This is a genomic window from Glutamicibacter protophormiae, from assembly GCF_014647495.1.
Classification (GTDB): domain Bacteria; phylum Actinomycetota; class Actinomycetes; order Actinomycetales; family Micrococcaceae; genus Glutamicibacter; species Glutamicibacter protophormiae.
Map to the genome: position 1 here is coordinate 112,607 of NZ_BMPH01000013.1, position 23,943 is coordinate 136,549.

The 23,943-nt window shown below is 60.8% G+C and carries 23 protein-coding genes; 6 read left to right on the top strand and 17 right to left on the bottom strand.

Annotation, left to right across the window (positions count from 1 at the left end):
• Positions 1–17 precede the first annotated feature (17 nt).
• Together IEY43_RS14750 and IEY43_RS14755 are read left to right on the top strand one after the other, a co-directional pair.
• On the top strand, positions 18–860 hold the full coding sequence (locus IEY43_RS14750; protein ID WP_188949329.1) for a bifunctional hydroxymethylpyrimidine kinase/phosphomethylpyrimidine kinase: 843 nt from the start codon (positions 18–20) through the stop codon (positions 858–860).
• A 261-nt stretch (positions 861–1,121) separates the two neighbouring features.
• Positions 1,122–1,439 carry a helix-turn-helix domain-containing protein gene (locus tag IEY43_RS14755; protein WP_188949330.1) on the top strand — a complete coding sequence of 106 codons (318 nt, stop codon included), beginning with the start codon at positions 1,122–1,124 and terminating at the stop codon, positions 1,437–1,439.
• A 144-nt stretch (positions 1,440–1,583) separates the two neighbouring features.
• Here the strand turns inward: IEY43_RS14755 and IEY43_RS14760 are convergent, their stop codons facing one another.
• The 4 genes from IEY43_RS14760 to IEY43_RS14775 form a co-directional block, all read right to left on the bottom strand.
• Positions 1,584–1,949, bottom strand: coding sequence for an SPW repeat domain-containing protein (locus IEY43_RS14760; RefSeq protein ID WP_188949331.1), 366 nt, complete (start codon positions 1,947–1,949; stop codon positions 1,584–1,586).
• A gap of 265 nt (positions 1,950–2,214) precedes the next feature.
• Positions 2,215–2,856, bottom strand: coding sequence for a CueP family metal-binding protein (locus IEY43_RS14765; RefSeq protein WP_188949332.1), 642 nt, complete (start codon positions 2,854–2,856; stop codon positions 2,215–2,217).
• Between the two features lie 14 nt (positions 2,857–2,870).
• Entirely contained in the window at positions 2,871–3,476 is a 606-nt protein-coding gene (locus IEY43_RS14770) for a DUF305 domain-containing protein (protein ID WP_188949333.1), read from the bottom strand.
• A gap of 98 nt (positions 3,477–3,574) precedes the next feature.
• Entirely contained in the window at positions 3,575–4,048 is a 474-nt protein-coding gene (locus IEY43_RS14775; RefSeq protein ID WP_188949334.1) for a hypothetical protein, read from the bottom strand.
• Positions 4,049–4,315: 267 nt separating this feature from the next.
• Between IEY43_RS14775 and scpC the strand changes: the two genes are divergently transcribed.
• Positions 4,316–5,833 carry a succinyl-CoA:acetate CoA-transferase ScpC gene (gene scpC, locus IEY43_RS14780; protein WP_268240080.1) on the top strand — a complete coding sequence of 506 codons (1,518 nt, stop codon included), beginning with the start codon at positions 4,316–4,318 and terminating at the stop codon, positions 5,831–5,833.
• 79 nt (positions 5,834–5,912) lie between these two features.
• On the opposite strand, the gene IEY43_RS14785 is transcribed toward scpC, so the two are convergent.
• From IEY43_RS14785 to IEY43_RS14795, 3 genes are all read right to left on the bottom strand, one after another.
• Positions 5,913–7,007: a PQQ-dependent sugar dehydrogenase gene (locus IEY43_RS14785; RefSeq protein ID WP_188949336.1), complete on the bottom strand. Its 1,095-nt coding sequence runs from the start codon at positions 7,005–7,007 to the stop codon at positions 5,913–5,915.
• A gap of 87 nt (positions 7,008–7,094) precedes the next feature.
• Positions 7,095–7,673 (bottom strand): dihydrofolate reductase family protein, encoded by a 579-nt coding sequence (locus IEY43_RS14790; RefSeq protein ID WP_188949337.1) that lies wholly within the window; start codon positions 7,671–7,673, stop codon positions 7,095–7,097.
• Positions 7,674–7,750: 77 nt separating this feature from the next.
• On the bottom strand, positions 7,751–9,355 hold the full coding sequence (locus IEY43_RS14795; protein ID WP_188949338.1) for an acyl--CoA ligase family protein: 1,605 nt from the start codon (positions 9,353–9,355) through the stop codon (positions 7,751–7,753).
• 243 nt (positions 9,356–9,598) lie between these two features.
• Between IEY43_RS14795 and IEY43_RS14800 the strand changes: the two genes are divergently transcribed.
• Positions 9,599–10,771, top strand: a complete 1,173-nt coding sequence (locus IEY43_RS14800; RefSeq protein WP_188949339.1) for a helix-turn-helix domain-containing protein — start codon at positions 9,599–9,601, stop codon at positions 10,769–10,771.
• Positions 10,772–11,793: 1,022 nt separating this feature from the next.
• Here the strand turns inward: IEY43_RS14800 and IEY43_RS14805 are convergent.
• A complete protein-coding gene (locus IEY43_RS14805; protein WP_188949340.1) occupies positions 11,794–12,828 on the bottom strand; it encodes a hypothetical protein in 1,035 nt (344 codons plus the stop codon).
• Positions 12,829–13,324: 496 nt separating this feature from the next.
• Between IEY43_RS14805 and IEY43_RS14810 the strand changes: the two genes are divergently transcribed.
• Positions 13,325–14,308, top strand: a complete 984-nt coding sequence (locus tag IEY43_RS14810; protein WP_188949341.1) for a DUF6414 family protein — start codon at positions 13,325–13,327, stop codon at positions 14,306–14,308.
• 122 nt (positions 14,309–14,430) lie between these two features.
• On the opposite strand, the gene IEY43_RS14815 is transcribed toward IEY43_RS14810, so the two are convergent.
• From IEY43_RS14815 to IEY43_RS14855, 9 genes are all read right to left on the bottom strand, one after another.
• Positions 14,431–14,697 (bottom strand): Txe/YoeB family addiction module toxin, encoded by a 267-nt coding sequence (locus IEY43_RS14815; protein ID WP_102598941.1) that lies wholly within the window; start codon positions 14,695–14,697, stop codon positions 14,431–14,433.
• On the bottom strand, positions 14,694–14,942 hold the full coding sequence (locus IEY43_RS14820) for a type II toxin-antitoxin system Phd/YefM family antitoxin (RefSeq protein ID WP_102598940.1): 249 nt from the start codon (positions 14,940–14,942) through the stop codon (positions 14,694–14,696). Before IEY43_RS14820 ends, IEY43_RS14815 begins: the two co-directional genes overlap by 4 nt.
• 149 nt (positions 14,943–15,091) lie before the next feature.
• Positions 15,092–15,289 (bottom strand): hypothetical protein, encoded by a 198-nt coding sequence (locus IEY43_RS14825; protein WP_180993143.1) that lies wholly within the window; start codon positions 15,287–15,289, stop codon positions 15,092–15,094.
• A gap of 256 nt (positions 15,290–15,545) precedes the next feature.
• Complete coding sequence (locus IEY43_RS14830; protein WP_102598939.1) at positions 15,546–16,025, bottom strand: hypothetical protein; 480 nt, start codon at positions 16,023–16,025, stop codon at positions 15,546–15,548.
• Positions 16,009–16,878, bottom strand: coding sequence for a polymorphic toxin type 35 domain-containing protein (locus IEY43_RS14835; RefSeq protein ID WP_188949342.1), 870 nt, complete (start codon positions 16,876–16,878; stop codon positions 16,009–16,011). The genes IEY43_RS14830 and IEY43_RS14835 overlap by 17 nt, the downstream gene beginning before the upstream one ends.
• A 10-nt stretch (positions 16,879–16,888) precedes the next feature.
• Positions 16,889–17,686 carry a S8 family serine peptidase gene (locus tag IEY43_RS14840; RefSeq protein ID WP_102598937.1) on the bottom strand — a complete coding sequence of 266 codons (798 nt, stop codon included), beginning with the start codon at positions 17,684–17,686 and terminating at the stop codon, positions 16,889–16,891.
• Between the two features lie 314 nt (positions 17,687–18,000).
• The gene (locus IEY43_RS14845) at positions 18,001–19,524 is read right to left on the bottom strand and encodes a MinD/ParA family ATP-binding protein (protein ID WP_188949343.1); all 1,524 of its coding nucleotides are present in this window, start codon (positions 19,522–19,524) and stop codon (positions 18,001–18,003) included.
• 69 nt (positions 19,525–19,593) lie between these two features.
• On the bottom strand, positions 19,594–20,175 hold the full coding sequence (locus IEY43_RS14850; RefSeq protein WP_188949344.1) for a hypothetical protein: 582 nt from the start codon (positions 20,173–20,175) through the stop codon (positions 19,594–19,596).
• Complete coding sequence (locus tag IEY43_RS14855) at positions 20,172–20,477, bottom strand: M23 family metallopeptidase (protein WP_188949345.1); 306 nt, start codon at positions 20,475–20,477, stop codon at positions 20,172–20,174. Before IEY43_RS14855 ends, IEY43_RS14850 begins: the two co-directional genes overlap by 4 nt.
• A gap of 343 nt (positions 20,478–20,820) precedes the next feature.
• Here IEY43_RS14855 and IEY43_RS14860 point away from each other — a divergent pair, with 343 nt between their 5' ends.
• The gene (locus IEY43_RS14860; protein ID WP_188949346.1) at positions 20,821–22,611 is read left to right on the top strand and encodes a flavin-containing monooxygenase; all 1,791 of its coding nucleotides are present in this window, start codon (positions 20,821–20,823) and stop codon (positions 22,609–22,611) included.
• Positions 22,612–23,943: the final 1,332 nt, after the last annotated feature.

The window sequence follows — 23,943 nt, forward strand, 5'->3', positions numbered from 1 at the left end:
CCCGTTAAGATATGGGTGTGGAACAACTGGATGAGCACAGCGCCTTGTCGCGGGAACGCTGGGAACTGGATTCCCGCCCGGCGGATGTCATCGCCATCGGCTCCCAGGTGGTTTACGGCACGGTCGGCCTGAGCGCTTCGGTGCCGGTGTTGACGGAGCGCGGCCTGAAGGTCGCGGCGCTGCCCACCGCCATGCTCAGCAACCTGCCGCACTACCCGCAGGTACATGCCGCCGATCTGTCGGGCCCGTGGGTTGCGGACGCGCTGCATGACCTGACCGCGCTCGGCATCGCAGATGAGGTCTCCACCGTCTACACCGGGTACTTCGCCGGGCCGGCCCAGGTAATCGCCGTAGCCGGCTGGCTTCGCGTGCTGCTGGAACGCCGCCCGCAGCTGCGCGTCGTCGTCGACCCCACGCTTGGGGACTACGACGTGGGCGCCTACACCGATCCCGAGGTGGCTTCGGCCCTGCGCAAGGAGCTGCTCCCGCTGGCGACCGGGATCGTTCCGAACCTCTTTGAACTGCAGCACCTGCTTGAAAGTTCCCCGGAGCGCGACCAGCCCGTCGACCAGATCATCAAGGACGCGCGCCGACTGCTGCACGGACGCTGCCAATGGGTGGTTGCCACCGGCCTGGACGGACAGGACAGGCAACACGGTGAGGATCTCGTGGTGACAGCAGACGAGGTCGCCGCCATCGGCTACGAGCGCCTGGACGTGCGCGTCAAGGGAACCGGGGACGTCATGGCCGCCTCGATCGTGGCAGGGCTGCATCAAGGTCTGGACATCGCCGATTCCGTGGAACAAGCCGGAACCGCGGTACGCCGGCGGCTCGAAGCACGCAGAATCGGTCGCATTTAGAAACACGACCGACACTCCCACGGATCATCCTGCCCAACTGCCGAAGCCAGCAGCCGGCGTATCCTCCCTTGCGCCCGCGTCAGCAGCGTTGTTGGTTTGGGGCGTTAGGAAACCTTGTGTTGGCCGCCCGCGCAGTTTGGCTCCCGAACCGCAAGTCGCGTTCATGCTGTAGCCCCCGAGCCGCAATCTTCGGGCAACTTGCCGAACCTACACTGGCTTTAGGTTGACAGATGTTCGATCATTCGGGGGAGAACAGCACCCATGGGATTTGGTTTCCTTGATCCGCGCGAACTATCGGCGCAACAACGACAGGACCTAGAAGTCCATCGCCGCCAGCATGAAGCTCGAACCCAGAAATCCTCAAAGGAAAATTCACTGGCACAACTTCGCGAACTTACAGGCTTGAGTACCAAGGAGCTCGCCGGGAGACTCAAGACCAGCACCGACCGGGTGCAGAAGCTTGAGTCGGGAGACCTGGACCGCATCCAGCTGGCCACCCTGCGCCGGCATGCGGAAGCCATCGGCTGCCATCTGGAACTCCGCTACGTCGCCGAGGGCGCCCACGCAGCATTTAGCTGAGTGGTTGCTTGAGGGTATCCCTGAGCTCGATGCCGCTTTCACCGCTGAAGGCGCCTGAACTCGTGACGAACCATTGCCTGGGCTCCGGATCGTAATTCATCCGGAGCCCAGGCAATGCGAATTCACAGATCGTATGCGTGGAATCTAGTGCGCGGTGCTCGATCCCCCTGTTGCATGGCGCATTTCCATGGCCGGGGCCAGAGCCATCAAGCCGGCGGCGACACCAACGGCACCGCAGATCCACGACACCCAAGTGCTCATGGAATAGCTGGTGAACTGTCCCATCCACGGTGAGGCGAAGAGCAGCGCACCGGAAATGGCAAGTGCCCATTCCATCGAAACGAGACGCGGCATCGCAACGCTCCACACTGCGGTGACGACCATCAGCAAACCGAAGACCATCATCAGCGTCATGGATGTTGTTGTTCCATTGAGCCAGATGGATGCGATTGCGGCATACAGACCTGCCACGACACCGACCCAGTCTTGCCACCGAGTCCATTTCTTCATTTGAATCCGACCTCCAACATGAGATTTCAGAGGGCCCCCGACGGGAGTCACCTTAAATGTAGGAGCGCCCCCATGGCCGGTCAACGGCTATTCGGGGACAAAACGGTAACGGCCAGATTTCCTTAGGAGCTTGGCGATTTTCGCGCCACGCGAGCGCGCAATGCGCCCGAACTCGGGCAGGAAATCGCATATTTGGGGTTCTTGCCCCTACCGGTTCGACACCGCAGCGCCCTGCGGTGCCGAATCTGGCCATGGGGATCCGGCCCTAGGCGACCTGCATGGTGGTCAGGCAGGTGGCGTCCTCGGACCCTGCCGTGGAGATGGACTGCGTCGAGGTCTTGCCATCGGCGGTGATCGTCAGTTCACCGGTGACTCCGCTGGGGAGCCAGAGGCCGACGAACCCGTTGTCATTGGTTGCCAGCTTCTTGCCGTCCAGAACCTTTGTGCCATCGTTTGTCGTGAAATCGATGATGACGTCAGCATTCTGCAGCTCCCCGAGGCAGGTGGTGAGACTGTGGAAGTGGCAGTCATGGGTCTGGCTCTCGTAGGGAGCGACGGAAAGGTAGAACTTGTCCTCGGGCAGCTGCATGGCGGCTTGGCGACCGGCCTCGTCGCTGAGCACCAGCTGGCCCGGCCGGACAGAGGCCATCAGGTTGGCGGGGCGCTCGGCGACCGGAAGCTGCTCCAGATGGTCGATGATCTGCGCCGGGTCCAACCCCTGGAGCCCGAACCGCTCAAGCAGTTCGCCTGAATCCGCGGAAGATTCGGCTCCGGACTGGGCCACCGGAGCAGGGGATGGGGCCGGCGCTTGTGAGCAGCCGCTGAGCACCATGGCGAGCATGGCCAGCGGAGCGGCGAGCCGCACTGCCTGGCGGCTCCAGGCGCTGGGTTTTTCGAGGGGGTTCATTGGTTCCTTCGGACTTAGTATGTGGAGAGCAGATCATTCATCTGCTCAATTTCTGCGGTCTGGGTGTCAACGATGTGTTGGGCCATGTCCTTGGCTTGGGCGAAACGTCCGTCTGAAAGCTCTACTTCTGCCATTTCGACGGCACCTTCGTGGTGGGCGACCATCTGTTCCAGATACAGTGTGGTGCCTTCATCCGCTTCGGCCTGGCGCAGCTTCTCCAGATTCGCTTCACTGACCATTCCGTCGTCCTCGCCCATCGAATGGGGCTGCTCCGACGGGACGTTCCACTGTTCCTGCCAGCTGCGCAGGGTCTGGATTTCAGGACCCTGCGCATCCTTGATGCCCTGCGCCAGCTGCTGGATTTCCGCGTCGAGTCCCTGCTTGGACAGCAGGATGTCGCTCATCTCAATGGCCTGTTCATGGTGCACCACCATCATCGAGGCGAACATCTCGTCGGCGTCGTTCTGCGCGGCGCCCACGGACGCGTCGGAAGGCGAGGCGGTGCCCATGTCGTGGGTCGAATGCTCCGCCGGATTGTTCGGTTCCGGCGCGGAGCAGCCTGCCAGGGCCAGTACTGCCGCCGCCCCGAGGGCGCTGAGGGTCAGAGGGATGGACTTCATGGGAGATCTCCTATGTGTTGTCGATGGCGCGCCAATCACGCCGGGTTGCCGGGGCGCGGCCAGGGGATCGGCGAAACGCCGCTGGCCGCCACCGGTCATCATGTTCGACTAATACACAGGCTGATCAGGCTCGGCGCGCGCAGCACGCTCCAGCTTGTCCAGGAACGGCGCGGTCCGGCCCGCGACGGGAAGACCCGGCGAACCAGTACGCTGCCGCGGCGGGGCAGTAGCAGTAAAAAGAGGATGAACGCGAGCACGCATCCGGCGGCGGCCGCCTGTGCGCCCTGCTCATCGCAGTCGGTGCAGGCCAGTGCGTTCGGCTGGTCGACAAGATGCTGCATGCCCGTGGCGACGAGCCCCGAACCCTGCAACAGGGGTCCCGCCGCGTGCCCGTGGGCGGTCTCGGCTGGGGTCACGGCGCCAGTGCTGGAGGCATGCTCGTTGTGCAGGTTCATCCCGTGCATTAAGAGCAGGCCGACAATCAGCAGCAACGCAAGAAACAAGGCACGCGTCAACAGGCCCAGCACCGCGTAGATGCGGTGCCGGGGTGCGGCGGCTCGTGCTGTAGTCATCACCACCCAACCTAGCCACCGAGTCTGTCAATGGACTTAGAACGTGGTTGAAACTGCAATGCGCGTGGTGTTCGGGAGAATATTAGTCGCAGAAGGTGAATTTCCGGTGACCGGTTATCGCAAACTCTGGACAGGTCAGCGCTTTGCCCCTGCTTTATTCGGCATAGAGCCTAGAAGCTGGCTCTGAAAGGTCGAAAGCAACACTAGAGTATTAGGTTGAGATACTCGTTACAGACGTGGATCACAAAGAAGTGAGAAAGGGCTATTTTGCACCAGCGTATTCACCATCGCGCCTTCACTGAACGACTGATGAGCGCAGAACAGGCTGCCACTTTCGTTAAGCCAGGCATGACCGTAGCCATGAGCGGCTTCACCGGCGCCGGCTACCCGAAAGCCGTGCCGGGCGCTTTGGCAAAGCTCATCGGCGACGAGCACGATGCCGGCCGAGACTTCAAGATCAACGTTCTGACCGGTGCCTCCACCGCTCCGGAACTGGACGGCGTGCTGGCCAAGGCCGAGGGCATGAACCTCCGTCTTCCGTACATGTCCGACCCGGAGCTCCGCCGCCGCATCAACGAAGGCAACATGGAGTACATGGACATCCACCTGTCCCATGTCGCCCAGCATGCCTGGTTCGGCTTCTACGGCAAGATCGACCTGGCTATCGTCGAGGTTGTCGGCGTGACCGCCGAGGGCGATCTGATCCCTTCCTCCTCCGTGGGCAACAACAAGACCTGGCTGGAGATGGCCGACAAGGTCATCATCGAGGTCAACTCCCAGCAGTCCTCCGCCATGGACGGCATGCACGACGTCTACTACGGCACCGCGCTGCCTCCGCACCGCAAACCGATCGACCTGACGACCGTGCGCGACCGCATCGGCCAGAAGTACCTGGACGTCGACGTGAACAAGATCGTCGCTGTGGTGGAAACCGACGCCCCGGACCGCCTGAGCCCGTTCGCCCCGGTGGATGCCACCAGCGAGAAGATCGCAGACCACCTGCTCGGCTTCCTCGACTACGAGATCCGCGCCGGCCGCCTGAGTGAGAAGCTGCTGCCGCTGCAGTCCGGCGTGGGCAACATCGCCAATGCCGTGCTCGCGGGCCTGTCGCGCGGAGGCTACAAGGGCCTGACCGCCTACACCGAGGTCATCCAGGACGGCATGCTGGAGCTGATCAAGGACGGCACCATCGAGTTCGCCTCCGCCACCAGCTTCTCGCTGTCCGAGGCCGGCATCGCCGAGTTCAACAAGAACGTGGACCACTACCGCGACCGCATCCTGCTGCGCGCCCAGGAAATCTCCAACCACCCGGAGATCATCCGACGGCTGGGCTGCATTGCCCTGAACGGCATGATCGAGGCCGACATCTACGGCAACGTGAACTCCACCAACGTGCTCGGCTCGCACGTCATGAACGGCATCGGCGGCTCGGGCGACTTCGCCCGCAACGGCTACCTGTCGGTGTTCATGTCCCCGTCCACCGCCAAGGACGGCAAGATCTCGGGCATCGTTCCGTTCGCCTCGCATGTGGACCACACCGAGCACGACACCATGATCCTGATTACCGAGCAGGGCCTGGCCGACCTGCGCGGCCTGTCGCCGAAGCAGCGCGCCCAGACGATCATCGACAACTGCGCGCATCCGGACTACCGTCCGCTGCTGCAGGACTACTTCGACCGCGCCCGCAAGGAAAGCTACGGCAAGCACACCCCGCACCTGCTGGGCGAGGCCTTGTCCTGGCACCAGCGCTACCAGGAGACCGGGGACATGCGCCCGGCCCGGTAGCTACCGGCACCAGCCGCATGCGGTTCGCCAACGGCCGGCATTCCCCTTCGCGGGGGAGTGCCGGCCGTTGGCGTCTGCGCTACCCCATGCCGGGTGCCGGGATCGCCAGGAGCCGGTCATCTCCCGGAGCTGGGTTCCCGCGCCCGTCGGTGTTGTTGGTCAGCAGCAGCAGATTCCCGCCGGCTCCCGGGACGACGTCGCGCAGGCGCCCGAGCTCGCCGGTGAACAGCTCCCGCTGCCGTGCCGGGTCCGCCAGGTCCACCGCGCGCAGCCGCTGCCCGCGCAGGTTGGCCAGGTAGAGCACCGAGTCGATGATGGCGATGCCGCTGGGGCTGGCCTGGTCGGTGGGCCACTGGGCGATCGGGTCGGTGAAGCCCTGTGTGCCGGCGCCGCCCTCCACCTCAGGCCAGCCGAAGTTGCCGCCCGCGGTGATCTTGTTCAATTCGTCCCAGGTGTTTTGCCCGAACTCGCTGGCGTACATGGTGCCGTCAGCGTCCCAAGCCAGTCCCTGCACGTTGCGGTGGCCGTAGCTGTAGACATACGACCCCGGGAACGGGTTGCTTGCCGGCACGCCGCCAGCCGCTTCCAGCCGCAGGATCTTGCCTCCCAGGCTGCCCAGGTCCTGCGCGCTGTCCGGCCGCCCGGCGTCCCCGACGCTGGCGTACAGCATGCCGTCCGGCCCGAAGGCCAGCCGCCCGCCGTTGTGGTTGGATGCGGCCGGAAGCCCGTCCAGCAGCGTCCGGGGCTCGGACAGGGTGTAGCTTCCCGCGGATCCGGCCAGGGTGAACCGCTGGATCCGGTTGCCTTCAGGGCCCGTGGAATACGCATAGAGCCGGTTCGGGGCCTTGAAGGCCAGGCCGAGCAGCCCGCCCTCGCCGCCGAAATCCACGTCGGGCAGCCGGCCGACCTCGCGCACATCTCCGTCATCGAGGACCTCCACGATGCGTCCGGAATCCCGTTCGCTGACCAGCAGTGCATCGCCGGTATCCGCCACGGACCACGGGGCGTCCAGTTCAGCGGCCAGCGTCCGCAGGGTGCCGCTCTGGGCGGTATCCTCCCCAATGGGGGCGTCGCCGGTCGGCGCCTCGCTGGTCGACACTGGACCGGTCGGTGCAGGATCGTTGGGAATCGAGCAGGAGGCCAACGCCAGCGCCCCGGCCGTCAGCAGTCCCATAACGTGCAGGGCCCGCGTGGACCGCGTAGGAGGCGGTGCTGCCCCTTCCGATGCCACCTGGATCTCCTCCTTGCAGGCCCGGCGCGGCTAGCCGTGCCGGGTCGGGCGGTAGGTGAGTTCCTGGATGCTGCCATCCAGCAGCCGGGAGTCGACCAGTTCCAAATCGTAGTCGTCCACCCCGGCGAAGACCGGCGAGGCGCCGCTGCGCCCGGTGAGCACCGGGAACACAGTGACCTGGATGAAATCCACCAACCCGGCGGCCAGCAGCGAATGGTTCATCGCCAGGGATCCATGGGAGCGCAGCGGCACGGGCGATTCGGCCTTGAGCCGGGCCACCACCGCCAACGCGTCCTCGCGCTCCAGCACCGCGTCGGGCCAGGCAAGCGGCTCGGCCAAGGTGGTGGAGACGACCGTGGCGGGCTGCTCGTGCATGGCGACGCCCCAAGGGTCCTCGACCTCCGGGTTCTCCGCGATCTCGCTCCAGAAACGCTCGAAGAGCCGGAAGGTATTTGCGCCGTAGACCATGCGGCATGCCGGGGTGTACAGCTGCAGCCGGCGCTCGAGCAGTTCCGGGCCCTGCTTGCCCCAGTAGCCGCCCCAGTCGCCTCCCGCGCTGCCGAAGCCGTCCAAGGAACTGAACACGTCGAAGGTATAGGTTGCGGACATGGCGGACCTCCCGGAGCGGGTTTTTGGTGCGCCCACTCTACGCCGATGCCGTGCGGCGCGGAAGCCTGCGGGGAAAGTTATCCGGCGGCCTCTTCCAGCGCCTGTGCGCGCAGCACGTTCTTCTGCACCTTCCCGGTGGAGGTGCGCGGCAGATCCTGCGGGAAGACGATGGTGCGCGGCACCTTGTACCCGGCCAAGCGCTCGCGGGCGAAACTGATCAGCCCCTCGGCATCCAGCTCGGAGCCGCTGGTGCGGATCACATAGGCGACCGGGCGCTCGCCCCACTTTTCGTCCTGCACGCCGACCACTGCCAGGTCCAGCACTTCGGGGTGCGCGGCCAGCGCCTGCTCGACCTCGATGGTGGAGATGTTCTCCCCGCCGGAGATGATGATGTCCTTGGCGCGGTCGCGGACCTGGATGTAGCCGTCCGGGTGCATCACACCCAGATCCCCGGTGTGGAACCAGCCGCCGGCGAACGCCTGCTCGGTGGCCTGCGGGTCGCGGTAGTAGCCGATCATCACGTTGTTGCCGCGCAGCACGATTTCGCCCATGCTTTCCCCGTCCGCGGGCACGTCGTTCATGTCCAGATCCACCACGCGCGCGGATTCGGCGGTGATCATGCCCACGCCCTGGCGCGAGAGCCGCTCGGCGCGCTCGGCCGGAGCCAGCTCGTCCCAGGCATCCTGGTATTCGCAGATCGTGTACGGTCCGTAGACCTCGGTCAGTCCGTAGACATGGACCACCTCGATGCCAAGGTTCTGCAGCTTGGAGATGATGGCCGGCGATGGCGGGGCCCCGGCGGTGGTGATGCGCAGCGGTTCGTCCAGCTCGTGGGCGCGGGAAGCATCGGCGATGATGGAGCAAACGGTCGGGGCGCCGCACAGGTGGGTGGTGCCCAAGTTCTCGATGGCGTCCCATACCGAGTCCTCGCGCACCGCGCGCAGACACAGGTGGGTGCCGCCGGCGGCGGTGACCGCCCACGGGGTGCACCAGCCGTTGCAGTGGAACATCGGCAGGGTCCACAGGTAGCGAGTCGCGGAGTTCATGCCCTGGTGCATGGCCTCGCCCAGCGAGTTCAGGTAGCTGCCGCGGTGCGAATACAGCACCCCCTTGGGCTTGCCGGTGGTGCCCGAGGTGTAGTTCAGCGTGATCGGTGCGCGCTCGTCCTCGACGGAATAGGGCAGCTTCGCATCGCTGGCCTCCGCCAGCAGCTCGTCGAGCACCGCGTCCACCGCCACGTCGGGGCGCTGCCCGGTGAACTGGTCGTCGGTGAGCTCGATCAGCGCCTGCAAAGTGGGGTTCTCGGCGCGCAGCATCTTGGTGTTGCCCAGCAGCTCGGTGTCGGCGAAGAGCAGCTTGGCCTCGGAATGGTCCATGATGTACTGCAGCTCATGTGCGGACAGGCGGGTGTTCAGGGCGATCAGCACACCCCCGGCCAGCGGTACGGCGTAGTGGGCCATGAGCATTTCGGGGGTGTTCGGAGCCAATACGGCCACGCGGTCACCGGGATTGATGCGTTCGCGGATGACCTGGGCGAAACGGTGGATCCGGGCTTCGAGTTCCGCATAGGTGTAGTTTCGGGTTCCGTGCAGGACAGCCTGCTTGGACGGGTAGACCTCGGCGGAGCGCTCCAAGAAGCGCAGCGGAGTCAGCTCGGAGTGGTTAGCGTGAGTCATGGCCATGGGGGTGACGTCCTTTGATCTCTGTACCTGTCACGTTGCACCGCCCGCGATCTTGTGAGCTGGCGCACGTCCAACAAATATCGTGGCATGAAACGCAGGTTCAATTCAAGAAACGTAGTTTCATGTCGGTGAGCGGGGGCAATGCAGCGCCGAACGCACCGGGGTCTCCGGGCCGCAGCGGGGGAGGTGCGGTGCGGAAATGCAAGCCTTTTCCTGCGCTTGAATGCGTGTCATCCTCTATGAATGACACCTGTTCGCCCGCCGTCCGCCCCGAGCCTCCAAGCTGCGCTTGGCGCCGGAGTGGATCCGCTGGGTTACGCCCGCCAGCTGCTGCCGCTGCACCGCAGCTGGACCGAGGGTGCGCGCATCCAGCGCGAGGTTCGCCCGGTCATCGCGCGCTCCTGGGAGCGGGCGCCGGGCCGCGGCGGGGAATCCCGCCCGTTGCCGAGCAGCGAGCTGGCAGCCCTCCGTCGGGAGAACAGCGAGCTGTCGATCCTCGGTGAGCTGCTCAGTGACCGGTTGCTGCCTATGGCGGGGCAGGCGGAAAACCAGCTGGTGATCACCGACGGCGAGGGCTACATCCTCTCGGTGCTCGGACCCCGCGCGGTGCGCAGGCAAAGCGACGGGATCGGTTTCGTGGCCGGCGCGCGCTGGCGCGAAGCGGATGTCGGAACCAACGGCATCGGCACCGCCATGGCCGAGCGGATTCCCGTGCAGGTTTTCGGTCCGGAGCACGCCCGCGAGGAGCAGCATGCCTGGGTGTGCACCTCGGCGCCGATCGTCAATCCAGCCACCGGGATGCTGGCCGCCACCGTGACGCTGGCCGGTTCATTCCGCACTGCGCATCCGCACACCCTCGCGCTCGTCTCCGCGACCGCCCGCGAGGCCGAGGGCGAGCTGCTGCGTTTGCACCAGCTGAAGCTGAACGAGCTGCGCGGCGCGGTGGACCAGCCGGCTGGGGGCTACGTGCTGGTCGACGAGCAGTACGCGGTAGCCGCCAGCCGCGGCTTCGACTGCCCTGCGCGGCTTTCGGTGATCGGCGGACTGCACGAGGGAAGCGTCTGGGTACGCGGCCTGGGCGCCATGCGCGCCGCGCCGGTGCCCGGCGGGTGGATGCTGCGCCCCGTCGCGGAGCAAACCGTGCTGGAACTGTGTCCCGGCCCGCTGCCGCGCGCGGTGATCTGGGTGGGATCCGAGCGCACCGAGGTGCCGCTGAACTCTAGGCACTGGCGGATCTTGCAGCTGCTGGCCCGCCGCGAGCAAGGCGTGGACGCGGCCGGGCTGCGCGAACTCTGGTCCGAGCCAGTTACTCCAGTGACGGTGCGCGCGGAGGTTTCTCGGCTGCGGGCCAAGCTCGGCGGGATCATCGCCGCGCGCCCCTACCGGCTGACCGTGCCGGTGGTCTTCTCGGAATGACTGGAACCGAGCCTGCGCTTGCTGACCATGATTGCGATGTGGCTGCTGATCGCTGCGAGCGCTGTCGTAGGCGGTGTCCTGTTCTAAAGCGTTTATCGTGAGCGGTGCCGGAGGTTTTCTTGAGTCAACGTGGGTAATTGACGTGTAGCTACGGTCCCATCGCGGTTACCGCGAACACTCGCAGAATCGTACGTGCTTTTTCGGTCCTGACCGGAGCGGTCCTGTTGCAGGACGCAATGCCCATGGCTGAGGAAAGTCGAAGTTGAGCTGGCAAAGCGCTATGTGCGCACGGTAAACAGGAAGCCTCATTGCTCAGCGTTCGCGCAATGCGCTGCGAGGTCGCTTAGAAGGAGGTGGTCCATGGGCCAGCGGCCAATGGCGGTGAGGCGGATCTTGTGCATGGGGCGAGTGAAATTAAGAATCATGTATTGCAGTGGCGTTACATTGCTAGTGTCGTTGTCTTCGATTACCTCGATGACGTCCCGTCTAGTTTCCTTAGTGGCCCTTTAAAAAAGTGTCTCGCAACCAATGGCGCAGACATGATTTTACGTCATTGGTTGCGACACATAGTTGCGAGAATTTTGGACCATTGAGTTTCCGCGGATTTTTCACCGGGGGAGTGGTATCCGTTGAGACGTCTTGCAACTCTTCACTTACAAGAAAAAATTCATGGACTTGCAAGGGCTGGGGGATTTTGGTGTCCAGCGATTCCCGTATAAGCAGCCCAAACAGCCTGGACCAGGCTAGAGAAGGTCTGGAGATGGAAACCGCTTCGTGTCGTCATGTGCAGGTGAAGCAGCAGGAGCTGCTGTAACGAAAGAACTACCGGCTCCAACGCTCTCAAGCAAGGAGCGGGAAGCGTAGGAAGCTGTAGAGACGGCTGCGCGGCGTGAAAAGTAGCACGATGCCAACTTTCCAAACCCCTCCCCATGATCCGAAGCACTGGGAAGGGCCGAGCAAGAAACACGCCACCACAGATACCGCGAACTCGCGATGAAGGGTATGAACGATAGAGCAGTAATCTACCGGGTTAGGGAACTGAGCTTTTTATCGAGAATTTTAAGGAAGTAGAGAGCGCATACATACCTTGACCTATAGACGTTAGTTAATACTTCCTCAGGTATGACTGATAGTTTCATTTGCTGCCCTCCTGCCGTGCTGATCGTTAGTTCAAATTTTCCAGTTGCGGGCACGGGGGTAATGTATTCCCACTCATTGAGCGCCACGAAGCTGTCATCCATTGAGCATTCGACCTTGTTGACAGACGACATGTTGAAAAGGACGGGCGATCCTTGATTGAGATTTTCAGATACGGCAGACATGATGTCGTTTCCGTCAAAAAATCCTAAGCGTTCACCAGACTGGACTAGAAAGCCTTCCAAAGTTTGTCCCGTGGGCGCGACAAGACGGCAAACAAAAGATAGGCCTTCATCTTCTTGTACGTTCTCAAGAACCACCGTCTTTGCGTATTCGCCTAAGCCGTTACGTGGAGTATCGAAGTACCTTACGCAAAAGGAAGCAGTCAGTTGAGAAGATGCGAAACTTGTTTGCACCGCTTCCTCGTAGGTTTCATCCTCAGTTCCAGAACCAAAACTTTGGGCAGATACCCAAGCTTCGCCGTTCCAAAAGAGGTCAGACTCTATGAGCGATTTAGAGAACTCAACAGTCTGAGAGACGTCTTTGGACGAGATCTCTTCTGAGTGCGTCCCAGTAGTCGTAGTCTCTTTCCAGCGATCCTGCGCAAATTCAGGATAGGCAGTGAGGAATAGGTCTTCCCCTTGCAGTCCGAAGATTCTATTGCATAACCCCTGAACTAGCGCAATAGCCGCTAGCCCTTGTGGCATATCAGCCAGTTCTTTCTCGTACTGCGATACCAGCCACGTAACCTCTGATTTAGGAACTACCGCATCCGGTATCCAGCTTGGTCTTTTCCTTTTGGGAAGGTACGCGACCTGACCAATCGCCACGGCGATTTCGGTTCGGACACCGACATTTTCTAACCGTGTGCGCAGTCCATTCGCTGCACCGTCTCTAATCCCCATAGATGAATCCTCCACTGGTTACATCTAAAAAAGCAATTTCAAGTAAGCGGGGACTGGACGCGGCGGCCATCTTGTATTCAACATCTTCGCGTCCTTCGTTGATTTCATTCGGGATCTCACCGCGAATGCCGGACCTAAGACTGCAGGCAGGCCGTGCCCGGAAAACTCCGCCCTACGCTCTGGTGCACACGCAATTCTCCTGCAACGCGGTCCGATTGAATCGCTCGACCTTGCTGCTGATCAGCGGTCGATACTGGCGGACGCGCCGGTGCTTAATTCCCGGTCCGAGCCCGTCTTTGAACACGTGAGACCGATAGCAGAACCCGTTATCGTTCAGCGCCCGCTTGGCCATGACATCAAGCCAGTCGAAGCACGCGTGAGACGCTGTCCTCCCGGAAGGTAAGCGTTGCACGATATTATACGAAGAACGACTAGTCCTTCCTAGCATTCTAAATCTAGAATGTAACTTTATTTTTCGAATTTAATATCTATTTATTGGAGGATATTTTCAGTGTTTCTTCGCGAGTATATTTATGTTGACTTTGATAAAGTCAAGGGTTTAGCGAGCCAACTTTATGACGGGGTTCCCGAGAAAGCCACCAATATCTCTGCGAGGCAAAAACAGCTCGGAGTTGATCTCAAGCTTTTTAACGCTCGAACCCAGGCTGGGTCTGAGGATGCCGTGGAAAGGAACCTGGGGGATTCCTTATTCAAAGATCTCGAAACTGATTTGGAATCTTTGGGCCTTTTGGTTGATAAGTCAGAGGCTCTTCAAAATTTGGAAGCTTGGGAATCTGATCCAACTATTTACCCAGGCCAGATAATTCGGATTACTGCCCCTGGTACATTATTCCATCCAAATCAAATGGCTGAAGCTCTTGTGGGAGTTGCTACAGCGGGCCAAGGCCTCAGTGAAATGGGCATTCGGTCAGAAGAGGAGAAGGTCAATCTCTCCAAGGCAAAAGGCCAACAGCAAAAGGGCGGGAACCGAAATCATAAGCCACCGATGCTTGAGCCTCGTTTTCCCGAGGATCTTCTTCCCACCGTCGAAACGATTCCCATGTTAGGCATCGCTCGAGGAGAGCTATCTGGAATTATCAAGATTCTGCGAGGTGTATTCGGCGAAGGAGTTCATTTACACCTAAGACCTGCAGGAAAAACAGGGCCAGCTATTTCTGCCCGTCTTGAGCAAGGTCGGCAGTTTCTCGATTCGTCGCCCGAAGTGCTCTTTTCTCGGTACGGTCTTCACGAGCAGGACTGGACACTGGTTGGAATGATTGGCCAAATAGGTGCCACCGAGACAGATTCAGAGATCTCTGATGTCACTGACGAAAACGGAAATATTGCTCGAGCCCGATTCGTGGACGTAGTTTCCGGCTTTATGGATGCGACTAGTGGGTTCGTGGATCTACCGCAGGCGCCTGGGTTTTCGGTAGTTCCTCTAGCCGTTTACAGAGGGATCGGTGTAGGGATAGAACCAGAGGGATCCCGCTAGGATACGGTTTCTATTCAGATGAGATACGCAGAGTACTACTTTACATAACGGAGGTTATCGGCGCGAGAAATCAGCTTAGGGGAGTAGGTCCCAAAGCAGACTAAAACGCACAAAAGGTCATGTCAGTAGTGGTATTTTGCCTGCAGAATCGTTATAGCTCGGTCGTCAGCAATATACACCAGTCGGTTGACGTCATCGATGCGTCGTGACCAAGCTCCGGCCAATGCGTGTTTCAGTGGTTCAGGCTTTCCTATGCCTTCAAAAGGATCGTCGCGGAGCACATCCTCGATCAGCAGGTTGATGCGTTTGAGTGTTTTGCGGTCCTGGGTCTGCCAGTAGACGTAGTCTTCCCATCCACCGGCAGTCCAGGTTAGAAGTCTGTCACTCACGCTTCGATAAGTCCGTGTTCCACAGTCTGGTCATTACGCGCCGCTTCAAGGGCTGCGAGTAGACGCACCGCATTCTTGGGCGAGCGTAGCAGATGGCTGGTTTCAACGAGTGAATCGTACTCGTCTTTCGACATAAGCACCGCAGAGCCACGCTTGGACATGATCTCTACTTCGGTGTGGTCAAGGTTCACTCGTTCAATGAGACCAAACAAGTCGCGTCGCGCTTCGCTGGTAGTGATTGCCATTTCGCCTCCTAGTGGTACTAGATATGGTACCACTTTGCTAGTGCCCACACCGGCAATCAAAAGTTCACCTGCTATCGAAAAACTTAGATATGGCAGTCACCACAACATATCGAGGAATGTTCAGAGGAAGGAATTTTCGTGTTCTGAAATTAGATTCCTCTGGTCACTGCTGCACCGGCCGCCAGCCATGCCCGCTGCGTAGCTGGTCGTAGCGCGTCGTAACGAAGAATGCCGTCCACCATCGCTGGGTCAAACGGAACCGTTGCCACATCGCGGGCCAAGGTCTTGTAGCCGTCTGCAACGCGCTGCACGTCGGCGGTGGTGGCCTTGGAATCAGCTTGGGTCACGACGGCGACGGCGTTCTGTGCTAGGGCGTGGGCCTTGTCGTTCTGCTGCGCGAGCGCTTCCAGCAGCAGCGCCGGCTTCGGCGTGTCACACGACTACCGTGCTCGGCACTTCGTGTCCATTGACATGGAATGGACTCTATCGACCCCTGTTCCTTGTAGGCCCTGTGAACGCTTCAGTGACAGGTGCAGCGCAGGCGCCTTGTTTCCCTATACGAGCGCAGCGGCCCTCCAGCTATAGCTGGAGGGCCGCTGGCGGCTACGCGTTATTCATAGAACTGTTCAGTAGCTCTGTTTGTGTTTGAAGCTGGATGGCTGCTTGCTCGAGCGGACCCGTGGCAATACGCTGCAGTGTTTCTGCAAATCCAGTGTCGAAACTAGCATCGGGGCTATTAGCAACCTCAGAGTAGTCCGCAAGCTCCCGTTGAAGTTCTTGCAGTGTCTGGATCGAAGCATCCAAGACTGATTTCAGCATCCGATCTTCGGCATGCTCAAGATGCACCAGATCCAAGACATACAGCGAAGACACCGCCAGGGTAGCTGCCAGCCTTTCGGCACCTTCCAGTGTTGAAATCCAAGCAGTGATGAACTCATCAACAGCCTCGGGGTGTTCTCCCGCTACGTTGCGAAGAACATCCACGACTCCCGAAACTGACTGCTTCGAGGCCAGCTCCACTGCGGCGGTTACCTCTGCAGGCTGTCCGGCCAAAAGGCCTTTGAGCTTATCGAACCCATCCATTACTTACCTGCCCTCCGTTTTTAGAATACGTCACCACGATGGTCTTGCCTTTGTAGTTGTAAACAGCTTGCATGGCGCCACTCTTGTACGCTGAATGTTTACCTTCGGCCATGGCCCGACCCATAAGATCCGCGACTTGCTCCCGTGATTTGGCCCCTACGCTGCCCCACTTATGCTTAGGTGCCATAATGTGCGCCCACTTATTAGCCCCAATATTGTTCAGCAGGTAAGACTTCACGGCTTTCTTGACCTGGGTCTTGCCGACCCACTTAATCAACGCCTGAATTCCGATGCGCGCCAATTGCGCCAAGACCCAAGCTACCGGAAATGCCTGCTGGGCAACGTCCGTAGAGGAAACGACGATCGTTTCCCCCGTGGCGACGTCCTCAACTACTGCATGGAAATCCTCATCACCAAAATAGGTAAATTCCAAAACATTGAGCTCTGCGGTAACTACCTCTCCGTCAACCACACCGTCAACGGAGATACTTTGCACTAACTCATCGATGGGAGCGTTTTCATCATGCTCGACCACAATGTTTGATTCGAGGCCTTCACCCGAGACGTCAATATCCAAGGCATCATTCGTAGCCCGCAAATCCAAGTCTAGTTCAGCTTCGAGCTCGTTGAATTGTTCAGATTGTGCTGACACCGCGGCCTGTGAGGTTTGAACCTCATACAGGCTATTTAGTGCATTGGTGCTAGTCTCGTTAGCACCCCGTTGGTGCTCTGAAGTGAAAACCTCGGCGTTAGCCGGAGCAATATTAACGGCGGCTAGAGCCACCATCACAGCGGTTGCACTGGCTAAGCCTCGCAAACCTCGAACGATAGATTTTCGCACTGTCGTTGACACCCTTTCGTGTCTATTGGGTTACTTGGCGTATCGCATCTTCGATACGTGTATTAGCGTCTATTGCCGCTAAATCTGAAAAGTCAATGTCATGCCACGCAGCAAGAATCTGTTGGGCGGCTATTGCGGTGGCAGGGGAAGTACCATCAAGGTACTGTTTCTCCGCACCAACGTTCACCGGGATATTCTCGCCAGGAGCAAGTATCGCCACTGCACGAGAGTTAGTGAACCGACGTCGATCGCCATGCTCATCCAGTGCTCCGATAGAGAGAACCCCAGGGTAACCGGCAGGATATGTTTGAAATGACCCAATGCCATTGCCGGCAGCTGCAACCACAACAACGTCCTGTTCAACAGCTCGTGAGACGGCCGTTGCTAAACGGGGGGAATCAATTTCTACTGCCAGGCTGCAAACGATCATATCTGCGCCCAGAGTTATGGCCTGCTCGATCCCCCAGGCCAAGTCTTCAACGTCGCCTCTCCCATGCTCGTCTAGGACTTTGATATCAATGAGGCTCATGCTGGCCGGGTTACCTGTGGTCGTGGACGAGTTCAAAAGTGCCGCCATTTGCGTCCCATGGGCAGTAAACCCGTCTTCCAGCGCAGCAACCCTCACCTTCTCTAAAGGAAGATCTTTTATTCCCTCCTGGGAGGCATCTACTCCCCCGTCTAGAAGGGCAACTTTAGGGGGCGCAGGGTCTTTAGGAAGAAACGCGACGAAGGTCGTGAACAGAGCAGCAAGAACCACGAGACTGAGTGCGCCGAACCACAAGCGCTTCGAGCCACAAAATCGTGTAGAGGGCGCGGCCATTTGTCCTCATCTCAAAGATCATCAAACCTGCCGAACGCTTCGCCAAACTTCCATTGTTCAAGGTCGTGACGGCGTGGTCAGGGTACGGAAATGGGAAGTAATGATGGTGAGTATCGTACATGAATAATCACTTCGTGTGATTTTATTTGATCTACATCATCTAAATATGGCTCACTTCAGTGAATGCCCTGAATTTTTTGTTCAGTGACACTGCCTCGCAAACGACCGCAAGTTTCTCCAAAGAGCTAGCTCAAGAGAAGTTTGAAGCCCGGCCCTGTCGCAAACGCAGGAGTAACTCAACGCACATCTCATTTTCATAGCCCCCTTGCGACTGCCGCTCCGGCTGCCAGCCATGCGCGCTGCGTGTTCGGGCGTAGCGCGTCGTAGCGCAGGATCCCGTCCACCATTGCTGGGTCAAATGGGATCGTTGCTACGTCGCGGGCCAGGGTTCTGTAGCCGTCCGCGACGCGCTGCACGTCGGCGGCGGTCGCCTTAGAATCAGCTTGGGTTACCACGGCGACGGCGTTCTGTGCCAGGGCGTGGGCCTTGTCGTTCTGCTGCGCGAGCGCTTCCAACAGCAGCGCACCGGCTTCGGCGTGGTCATCCCGGGTCGTGGTGGCCACGACGAGCTGATCGGTGTGGTCGATCATGCGCCGCCACATCGGATCTGACTCGTCATTGCCCGAGTCAATAAAGATCAGCCGGTAATACTTCGAGGCTACCCGGTGGATCGCGTCCACATCGGCTGCGTCTACGCGTTGGGCGCTGGCCAGCTCCATGGGCTTGGAGCGCAGCACGTCGAACCGGTCACGCGTCTGGTGGTGCACAAAATGGGCGAGGTCTGCCGATTGTGCCCCGGTGCCTAAGAGTTTTTCCGATTCGGGCAGCAGCTCCAACAAGGTCGCTTCGTGCGGGCCTTGTTCGGTGCGCCAGCCCAGGGTGCCTCGGGTCTGGTTGTTATCCCAGGCCAGCACCCCGGCCCCGCCGTAACGGGCGAAGATCGCACTGAGTAGCACCGTGGTCGGGGTTTTCCCGGCTCCGCCTTTGCCATTCACAATGGCGATGGTGCGTGGCCCTGGCCAGTGCTGGCTCACGGCTTGCACATCGGCGCGTTCGGCGCGTTCGGCCTCGTTGGGGGCCATGCGGATACCGAGGCGGGTCATGGTACCGCGCCAGCCTTGGGTGGCGGGTTCTTCAACTTGTTCCTGGGTGAGGAAGCTTTGGCGGGCTTCACGCCGGGTCGCCGGCGCTTCGTCCGGTACGGGAACGGTGTGGGACTGGGGTTTCTGGGCGAACGGGTTCGGCTGCTGGGCTTTGGGTGCTACAGCATCAGGGTCGGCGGGGGCCGGGGTGGTGTTCTGGGGCTTGACGGCAGCTTGGGCGGGTTCCATCGCTGGTTCCTCCGGTTCGGGTGCAGTGTCTGCGGTGGCTGGCGGTTCGGGCGCTGCGGTGGCGGATTCTTCGCTCATCGCTGGTTCTGCGGTGGCTGCTGGTTCTTCGATGACAGCCGTTTCAGCGTTGGCCACGTGCGTGACCGGACTATCGACACGGCGGCGGCGCGCGGCGGGCTTGTCGCTGCTGGCCGGTGGGGTGGTGGTGTCTGGTTCCACGGTGCCATCGGGGTGGACTTTGACCGGCCAGGAGCCTTGGGCATCGTGCATCACTGCTCGCACGGCCGTACCGCGTTCGGTGGCGTGTTTGCTGACCAGTTCCACGGTTTGTGCTCGGGCGGCAGCTTCGCTGGCTGCGGTGAACTCGTGGGTGGTGCCCTGGATACTCACGGTGGCGGTGCCGTCTTTGGTGACGGTCGCTTCGATAAGTTCTTCGGTGGTGCTCATGGTGTACTCGCTTTCTTCACACTGGGATCGCTCTGTAGGCGATACGGCTCAGACAGTGGGGTGCGCCGGTTAGCGAACGGAGGAAACGTAGTCGCGGATCTTGTACGGCTCGTTGTCCGTGAAGCTGAAGAAGAACGTTTGCTTCCCTTCCCCGGCCCAGGATTCCCCGTCCTTGGTGACCCATTGCCACGTGGCGGTGACGGCGATGGTGTTTTGCTCGTGGTGCTCTGTCATCAGCTTCACCGTGGGTTTGCTGGTGGCCTTCTTTTCGGCGGCGGTCAGCCATTCAACGCCGGTCGCGGGCCGTTCGGGGGCGATAACTTCTTTCGCCCGTTCGGGAGTCATGAGCGGGCGGGCGCGCAGCTCGGCGGCGGTGCGGTTGAAATCCTTGGTCGGGTCCCAGGTGGTCATGATCGTGGCCGCTTGTTTGGCCAGCTCGACCTTGGCCGGATCTTCGGTGGCTTGGCCCTGGGAATGACTGCTCTCGTTGCCGCCGCTGCTGCTGGGGGCTGGCGCAGTAGGGCCGGCCGTGGTTGGGGCAACGCTCGGGGCGCTGCCGGGTTCCGTCTCGGTGCTGGCCGGCGTGCAGCCGGCCACGCCCGCAACGAGTCCTGCGGCCAGTGCCAGGGTGAGGATCTTGGGGTGCTTCATTGGATGTTCACCTTTTGCTGTCGAAGAATCGGGATCGGGTCATAGGTTGTGCCATTGTTGATCGCTGGCCGGTCAAACACACTGGTTTTCGGGTCGTTGATCTGAAAATGCACGTGGATGCCACTGGAATTGCCCGTCGCCCCGGGCTTGCCCAGTGGGGTGCCTTTCTCTGCCACGTCGCCAGTTTTCACCAACAGCGAGTGGTCCTGCGCTTCGTGGAATTCAAAGACCAAATACGGAGCTTCGGTCATCTGGCCGAAGATGTAGTTGCCGTAGGAGTCATAAAGCTGATCTGGGTGCATAGTTCCATGCGCGCCATCAAGAGCTGCTTGGGGGCAGGCCGTGGATCGCCTCAGGTGTCCACAGCAGCACACCGACAATGCCGAGGGCGAGTACGCCTGCCGATGATCCGCAGTACTTCGACAGTGGCTGTCTGGTTTTCTGAACTTCAGAGGGTCGAGTGAATTTGGCATCCAAGAGGCTCAATGGTTGAGGATGCCGATGATCCCAAAAGGAAGCACCTCAACTCGGCTGCAACCTTTTGCAACCCTTTCAAATTGTGACCCACATCATATTCTGGATTCCACGCGGCACAGCAATTGCCGCACCATCCCAACGGTTCCAGGAAGAAATGAAGTGATGACGATGGCTGAGAACTCCCCGGAAGTCCAGGCGCAAGCATGGCTGGCCAAGCTGCAGCAGGCGCTGGCGGCCGGCGACTCCACCGCCGCGGCCCAGCTGTTCGGCGAGGAATCCTACTGGCGCGACCTGACCTCGCTGACCTGGAACCTGCACACCGCCGAGGGGCGCGACGGCATCCAATCCATGCTGCTGGGCATCGACGCCGGTGCCTGGCCGCGCAACCTGCAGGTGACCAGCGCTTCGGAAACCGACGGCGTCATCGAGGCCTGGTACACCTTCGAGAACAATGCGATGCAGGGCAAGGGCCTGTTCCGGCTGCGCGACGCGCTGGGCTGGACCATGCTCTCCACCGCGCAGAACCTGCGCGACTTCCCCGAGCCGTCCGGCCCGCGCCGCGCACTGGGTGCGGACCACGGCGCGGCCATGGTCTCGGAGAACTGGCTGGACCGGCGGCAGAAGGCGCAGCAGTCCCTGGGCATCACGGAGCAGCCCTACGTGCTGGTGATCGGCGGCGGCCAGGGCGGTATCGGGCTGGGGGCGCGCCTGAAGCGCATGGGCGTGCCCGTGCTGATCATCGACAAGCACCCCAAGCCCGGCGACCAGTGGCGTTCGCGCTACCACTCCCTGGCCCTGCACGACCCAGTCTGGTACGACCATATGCCGTACATCGAGTTCCCTGACCACTGGCCGGTGTTCACCCCGAAGGACAAGATGGGGGACTGGCTGGAGTGCTACACCAAGCTCATGGAACTGGACTACTGGTCCCTGACCGAGGCCGTCAGCGCGCGCAAGGACCCCGAGGGCGAAGGCTGGATCGTCGAGGTAATCCGCGACGGGGAGCCGCTGACCCTGCGCCCCACGCACCTTGTCATGGCCACCGGCATGTCGGGCATCCCGAACCTGCCGCAGTATCCGGGCCAGGATCTCTTCGCCGGGGAACAGAACCACTCCTCGACCCACCCGGGCGGCGAAGCCTACCGCGGCAAGAACGTGGTGGTGATCGGCGCGAACAACTCCGCCCACGACATCTGCGCCGACCTGGTGCACAACGGCGCCAAGCCGGTGATGGTCCAACGCTCCAGCACGCACATCGTGCGCTCCGAATCGCTGATGAAAACCGTGCTCGGGCCGCTGTACTCGGAGGAGGCGCTGGCCAACGGGATCGATACCGATACCGCGGATCTGATCTTCGCCTCGATCCCGTACAAGGTGCTTCCCGAGTTCCACAAGCCCGCCTTCGCCCAGATCAGGGAGGACGACGCGCAGTTCTACCAGTCGCTGACCGACGCCGGGTTCGACCTGGACTTCGGCGACGACGACTCGGGGCTGTTCCTGAAGTACCTGCGCCGCGGCTCAGGCTACTACATCAACATCGGCGCCTCGGAGCTGGTGGCCGACGGGTCCATCGCGCTGGCCAAGGGCGAGGTCTCGCACCTAACCGAACATTCAGTGGTGCTGGCCGACGGCACCGAGCTGCCCGCCGACGCGGTGGTCTACGCGACCGGCTACGGCTCCATGAACGGCTGGGCCGCGCAGCTGATCTCCCAGGAAGTCGCCGACGAAGTGGGCAAATGCTGGGGCCTGGGCTCGGGCACCACCAAGGATCCCGGGCCGTGGGAGGGGGAGTTGCGCAACATGTGGAAGCCGACCAGGGTCAAGAACCTGTGGTTCCACGGCGGCAACCTGCACCAGTCCCGGCACTACTCCAAGTATCTGGGGCTGCAGCTCAAGGCACGCTACGAGGGGTTGGACACTCCGGTGTACGCGCTCGCCGAAAGCTTCCACCGGCTCTGACGCGGGGATGCGTCTGGAGGGTCCTCGGCCCGCCCGGTTCGATGGTGCGACCGGGCGGGCCGAGGGCTGTGTCCTGAGAAACTCCCCGGCCTATTCGGCCAAGATTTCCCCGTTCGAGCCCCGCTGGGGGACTGCTGGCCGTTCGCCGCTCGAGGCAGGATTTCGCTGGGCAGCGTGCCGGCAACGATGACCGCCGCGCTGAGCAACGCCAAGGCTGGCAAACGGTCCCCGGCTAAGTAAAAGTCAAACACGTTCCAACGCGGAAACGTCGCGGGGTGGCCCGTCTGGGATGATTGCGATCAATACTGCCAGCGGGCGATGCGCCCGCGCGATCAGGGCTCAGATATGGTGATTGCCTTGGACTCGGTTTTGGTCGAAGCAGGTATGGTTGTCCGGGGCAGCGCCGATGGAGTTGACCGCCGTGAGACAGGGCACTCATTTCAGACGCTCATTGCCAGAGTGCCTGACGCGTTCGGGTCTCGTCGAGGTGCCCGGCCGACGGGTGGTAGTCGGCTTTCCGGCGTGAGAAACCAAGGGCGGGGAAAACGAGTTCGGGTAACGGGTGAGAGCCTCTTCCACCGAGGCTTGGGTGCCGATTTCTCGCTACCGCTCAGTCATTCATTGCGTCCAATGTGGCCTCGGAGTTAGTTGTGTCCCGTCCCGTTAAATCTTTGATGAGTTTCGCCTCGATCCTGGCTCTTCCGGCATGCTTTACCGCTGTTTGGAGCGGGTATCGAGGACTTCCAGCGCTCGATCATGCGCCGTCAATGGTCTCAGCACGCGCTCCAGCTACGGATGGATTTGGGTGAATAACTCTCGGATCGGGTTACTGCGCAGGTGGTCCGGCGCGACAGGTCTCGGTTGAAGGAGGCCAGCATGCACGCTCGATTCCCCAAGCCGTAGATTTCGATGCCATGCGGTGCGTGCGGTCCGGGCAGATAAGGGGCGGCGATTCCCGACTGCTGGTCCACGATGACGAGAACAGTGCTTTTCGCCCTAAGATCGTGGATCGTCTCATGGTTCTTGGTTTCATCGCTGGGTAGGTCGGTGGTCCAGATTCTGGGACCGTCAGCAGAAGCGGTGTATTGGCAGCGATTGTTTATTTCCATGCTGCCCCGGCTGGATAACACGATTGTTGGGCGATCACGAATTGTGATTTTGTGAACTTTGTGTTCAGTCTCGGCCACTCGTCGGGAGCAAAAACTTTGCATCCGCTTTACGGGTGACATTCGGATTTTTCGCATTGGTGTACACATCAACAATTACCGGCTCTTCAGGATTGAGAGTGTAATCGCGGTCTAAACCCGCCAGTCTCCAGCAACGACCGTGCGA

What these genes read in the sequence shown, in the direction of transcription:
- IEY43_RS14840 (WP_102598937.1), bottom strand. Translation starts at nt 17,686, where the DNA reads ATGGCCGCGCCCTCTACACGATTTTGTGGCTCGAAGCGCTTGTGGTTC.
- IEY43_RS14765 (WP_188949332.1), bottom strand. Translation starts at nt 2,856, where the DNA reads ATGAACCCCCTCGAAAAACCCAGCGCCTGGAGCCGCCAGGCAGTGCGG.
- IEY43_RS14785 (WP_188949336.1), bottom strand. Translation starts at nt 7,007, where the DNA reads ATGGGACTGCTGACGGCCGGGGCGCTGGCGTTGGCCTCCTGCTCGATT.
- IEY43_RS14845 (WP_188949343.1), bottom strand. Translation starts at nt 19,524, where the DNA reads ATGAGCACCACCGAAGAACTTATCGAAGCGACCGTCACCAAAGACGGC.
- IEY43_RS14860 (WP_188949346.1), top strand. Translation starts at nt 20,821, where the DNA reads ATGGCTGAGAACTCCCCGGAAGTCCAGGCGCAAGCATGGCTGGCCAAG.
- IEY43_RS14755 (WP_188949330.1), top strand. Translation starts at nt 1,122, where the DNA reads ATGGGATTTGGTTTCCTTGATCCGCGCGAACTATCGGCGCAACAACGA.
- IEY43_RS14760 (WP_188949331.1), bottom strand. Translation starts at nt 1,949, where the DNA reads ATGAAGAAATGGACTCGGTGGCAAGACTGGGTCGGTGTCGTGGCAGGT.
- IEY43_RS14820 (WP_102598940.1), bottom strand. Translation starts at nt 14,942, where the DNA reads ATGGCAATCACTACCAGCGAAGCGCGACGCGACTTGTTTGGTCTCATT.
- IEY43_RS14775 (WP_188949334.1), bottom strand. Translation starts at nt 4,048, where the DNA reads ATGACTACAGCACGAGCCGCCGCACCCCGGCACCGCATCTACGCGGTG.
- IEY43_RS14790 (WP_188949337.1), bottom strand. Translation starts at nt 7,673, where the DNA reads ATGTCCGCAACCTATACCTTCGACGTGTTCAGTTCCTTGGACGGCTTC.
- IEY43_RS14800 (WP_188949339.1), top strand. Translation starts at nt 9,599, where the DNA reads ATGACACCTGTTCGCCCGCCGTCCGCCCCGAGCCTCCAAGCTGCGCTT.
- IEY43_RS14795 (WP_188949338.1), bottom strand. Translation starts at nt 9,355, where the DNA reads ATGGCCATGACTCACGCTAACCACTCCGAGCTGACTCCGCTGCGCTTC.
- IEY43_RS14770 (WP_188949333.1), bottom strand. Translation starts at nt 3,476, where the DNA reads ATGAAGTCCATCCCTCTGACCCTCAGCGCCCTCGGGGCGGCGGCAGTA.
- IEY43_RS14855 (WP_188949345.1), bottom strand. Translation starts at nt 20,477, where the DNA reads ATGCACCCAGATCAGCTTTATGACTCCTACGGCAACTACATCTTCGGC.
- IEY43_RS14850 (WP_188949344.1), bottom strand. Translation starts at nt 20,175, where the DNA reads ATGAAGCACCCCAAGATCCTCACCCTGGCACTGGCCGCAGGACTCGTT.
- IEY43_RS14830 (WP_102598939.1), bottom strand. Translation starts at nt 16,025, where the DNA reads ATGGATGGGTTCGATAAGCTCAAAGGCCTTTTGGCCGGACAGCCTGCA.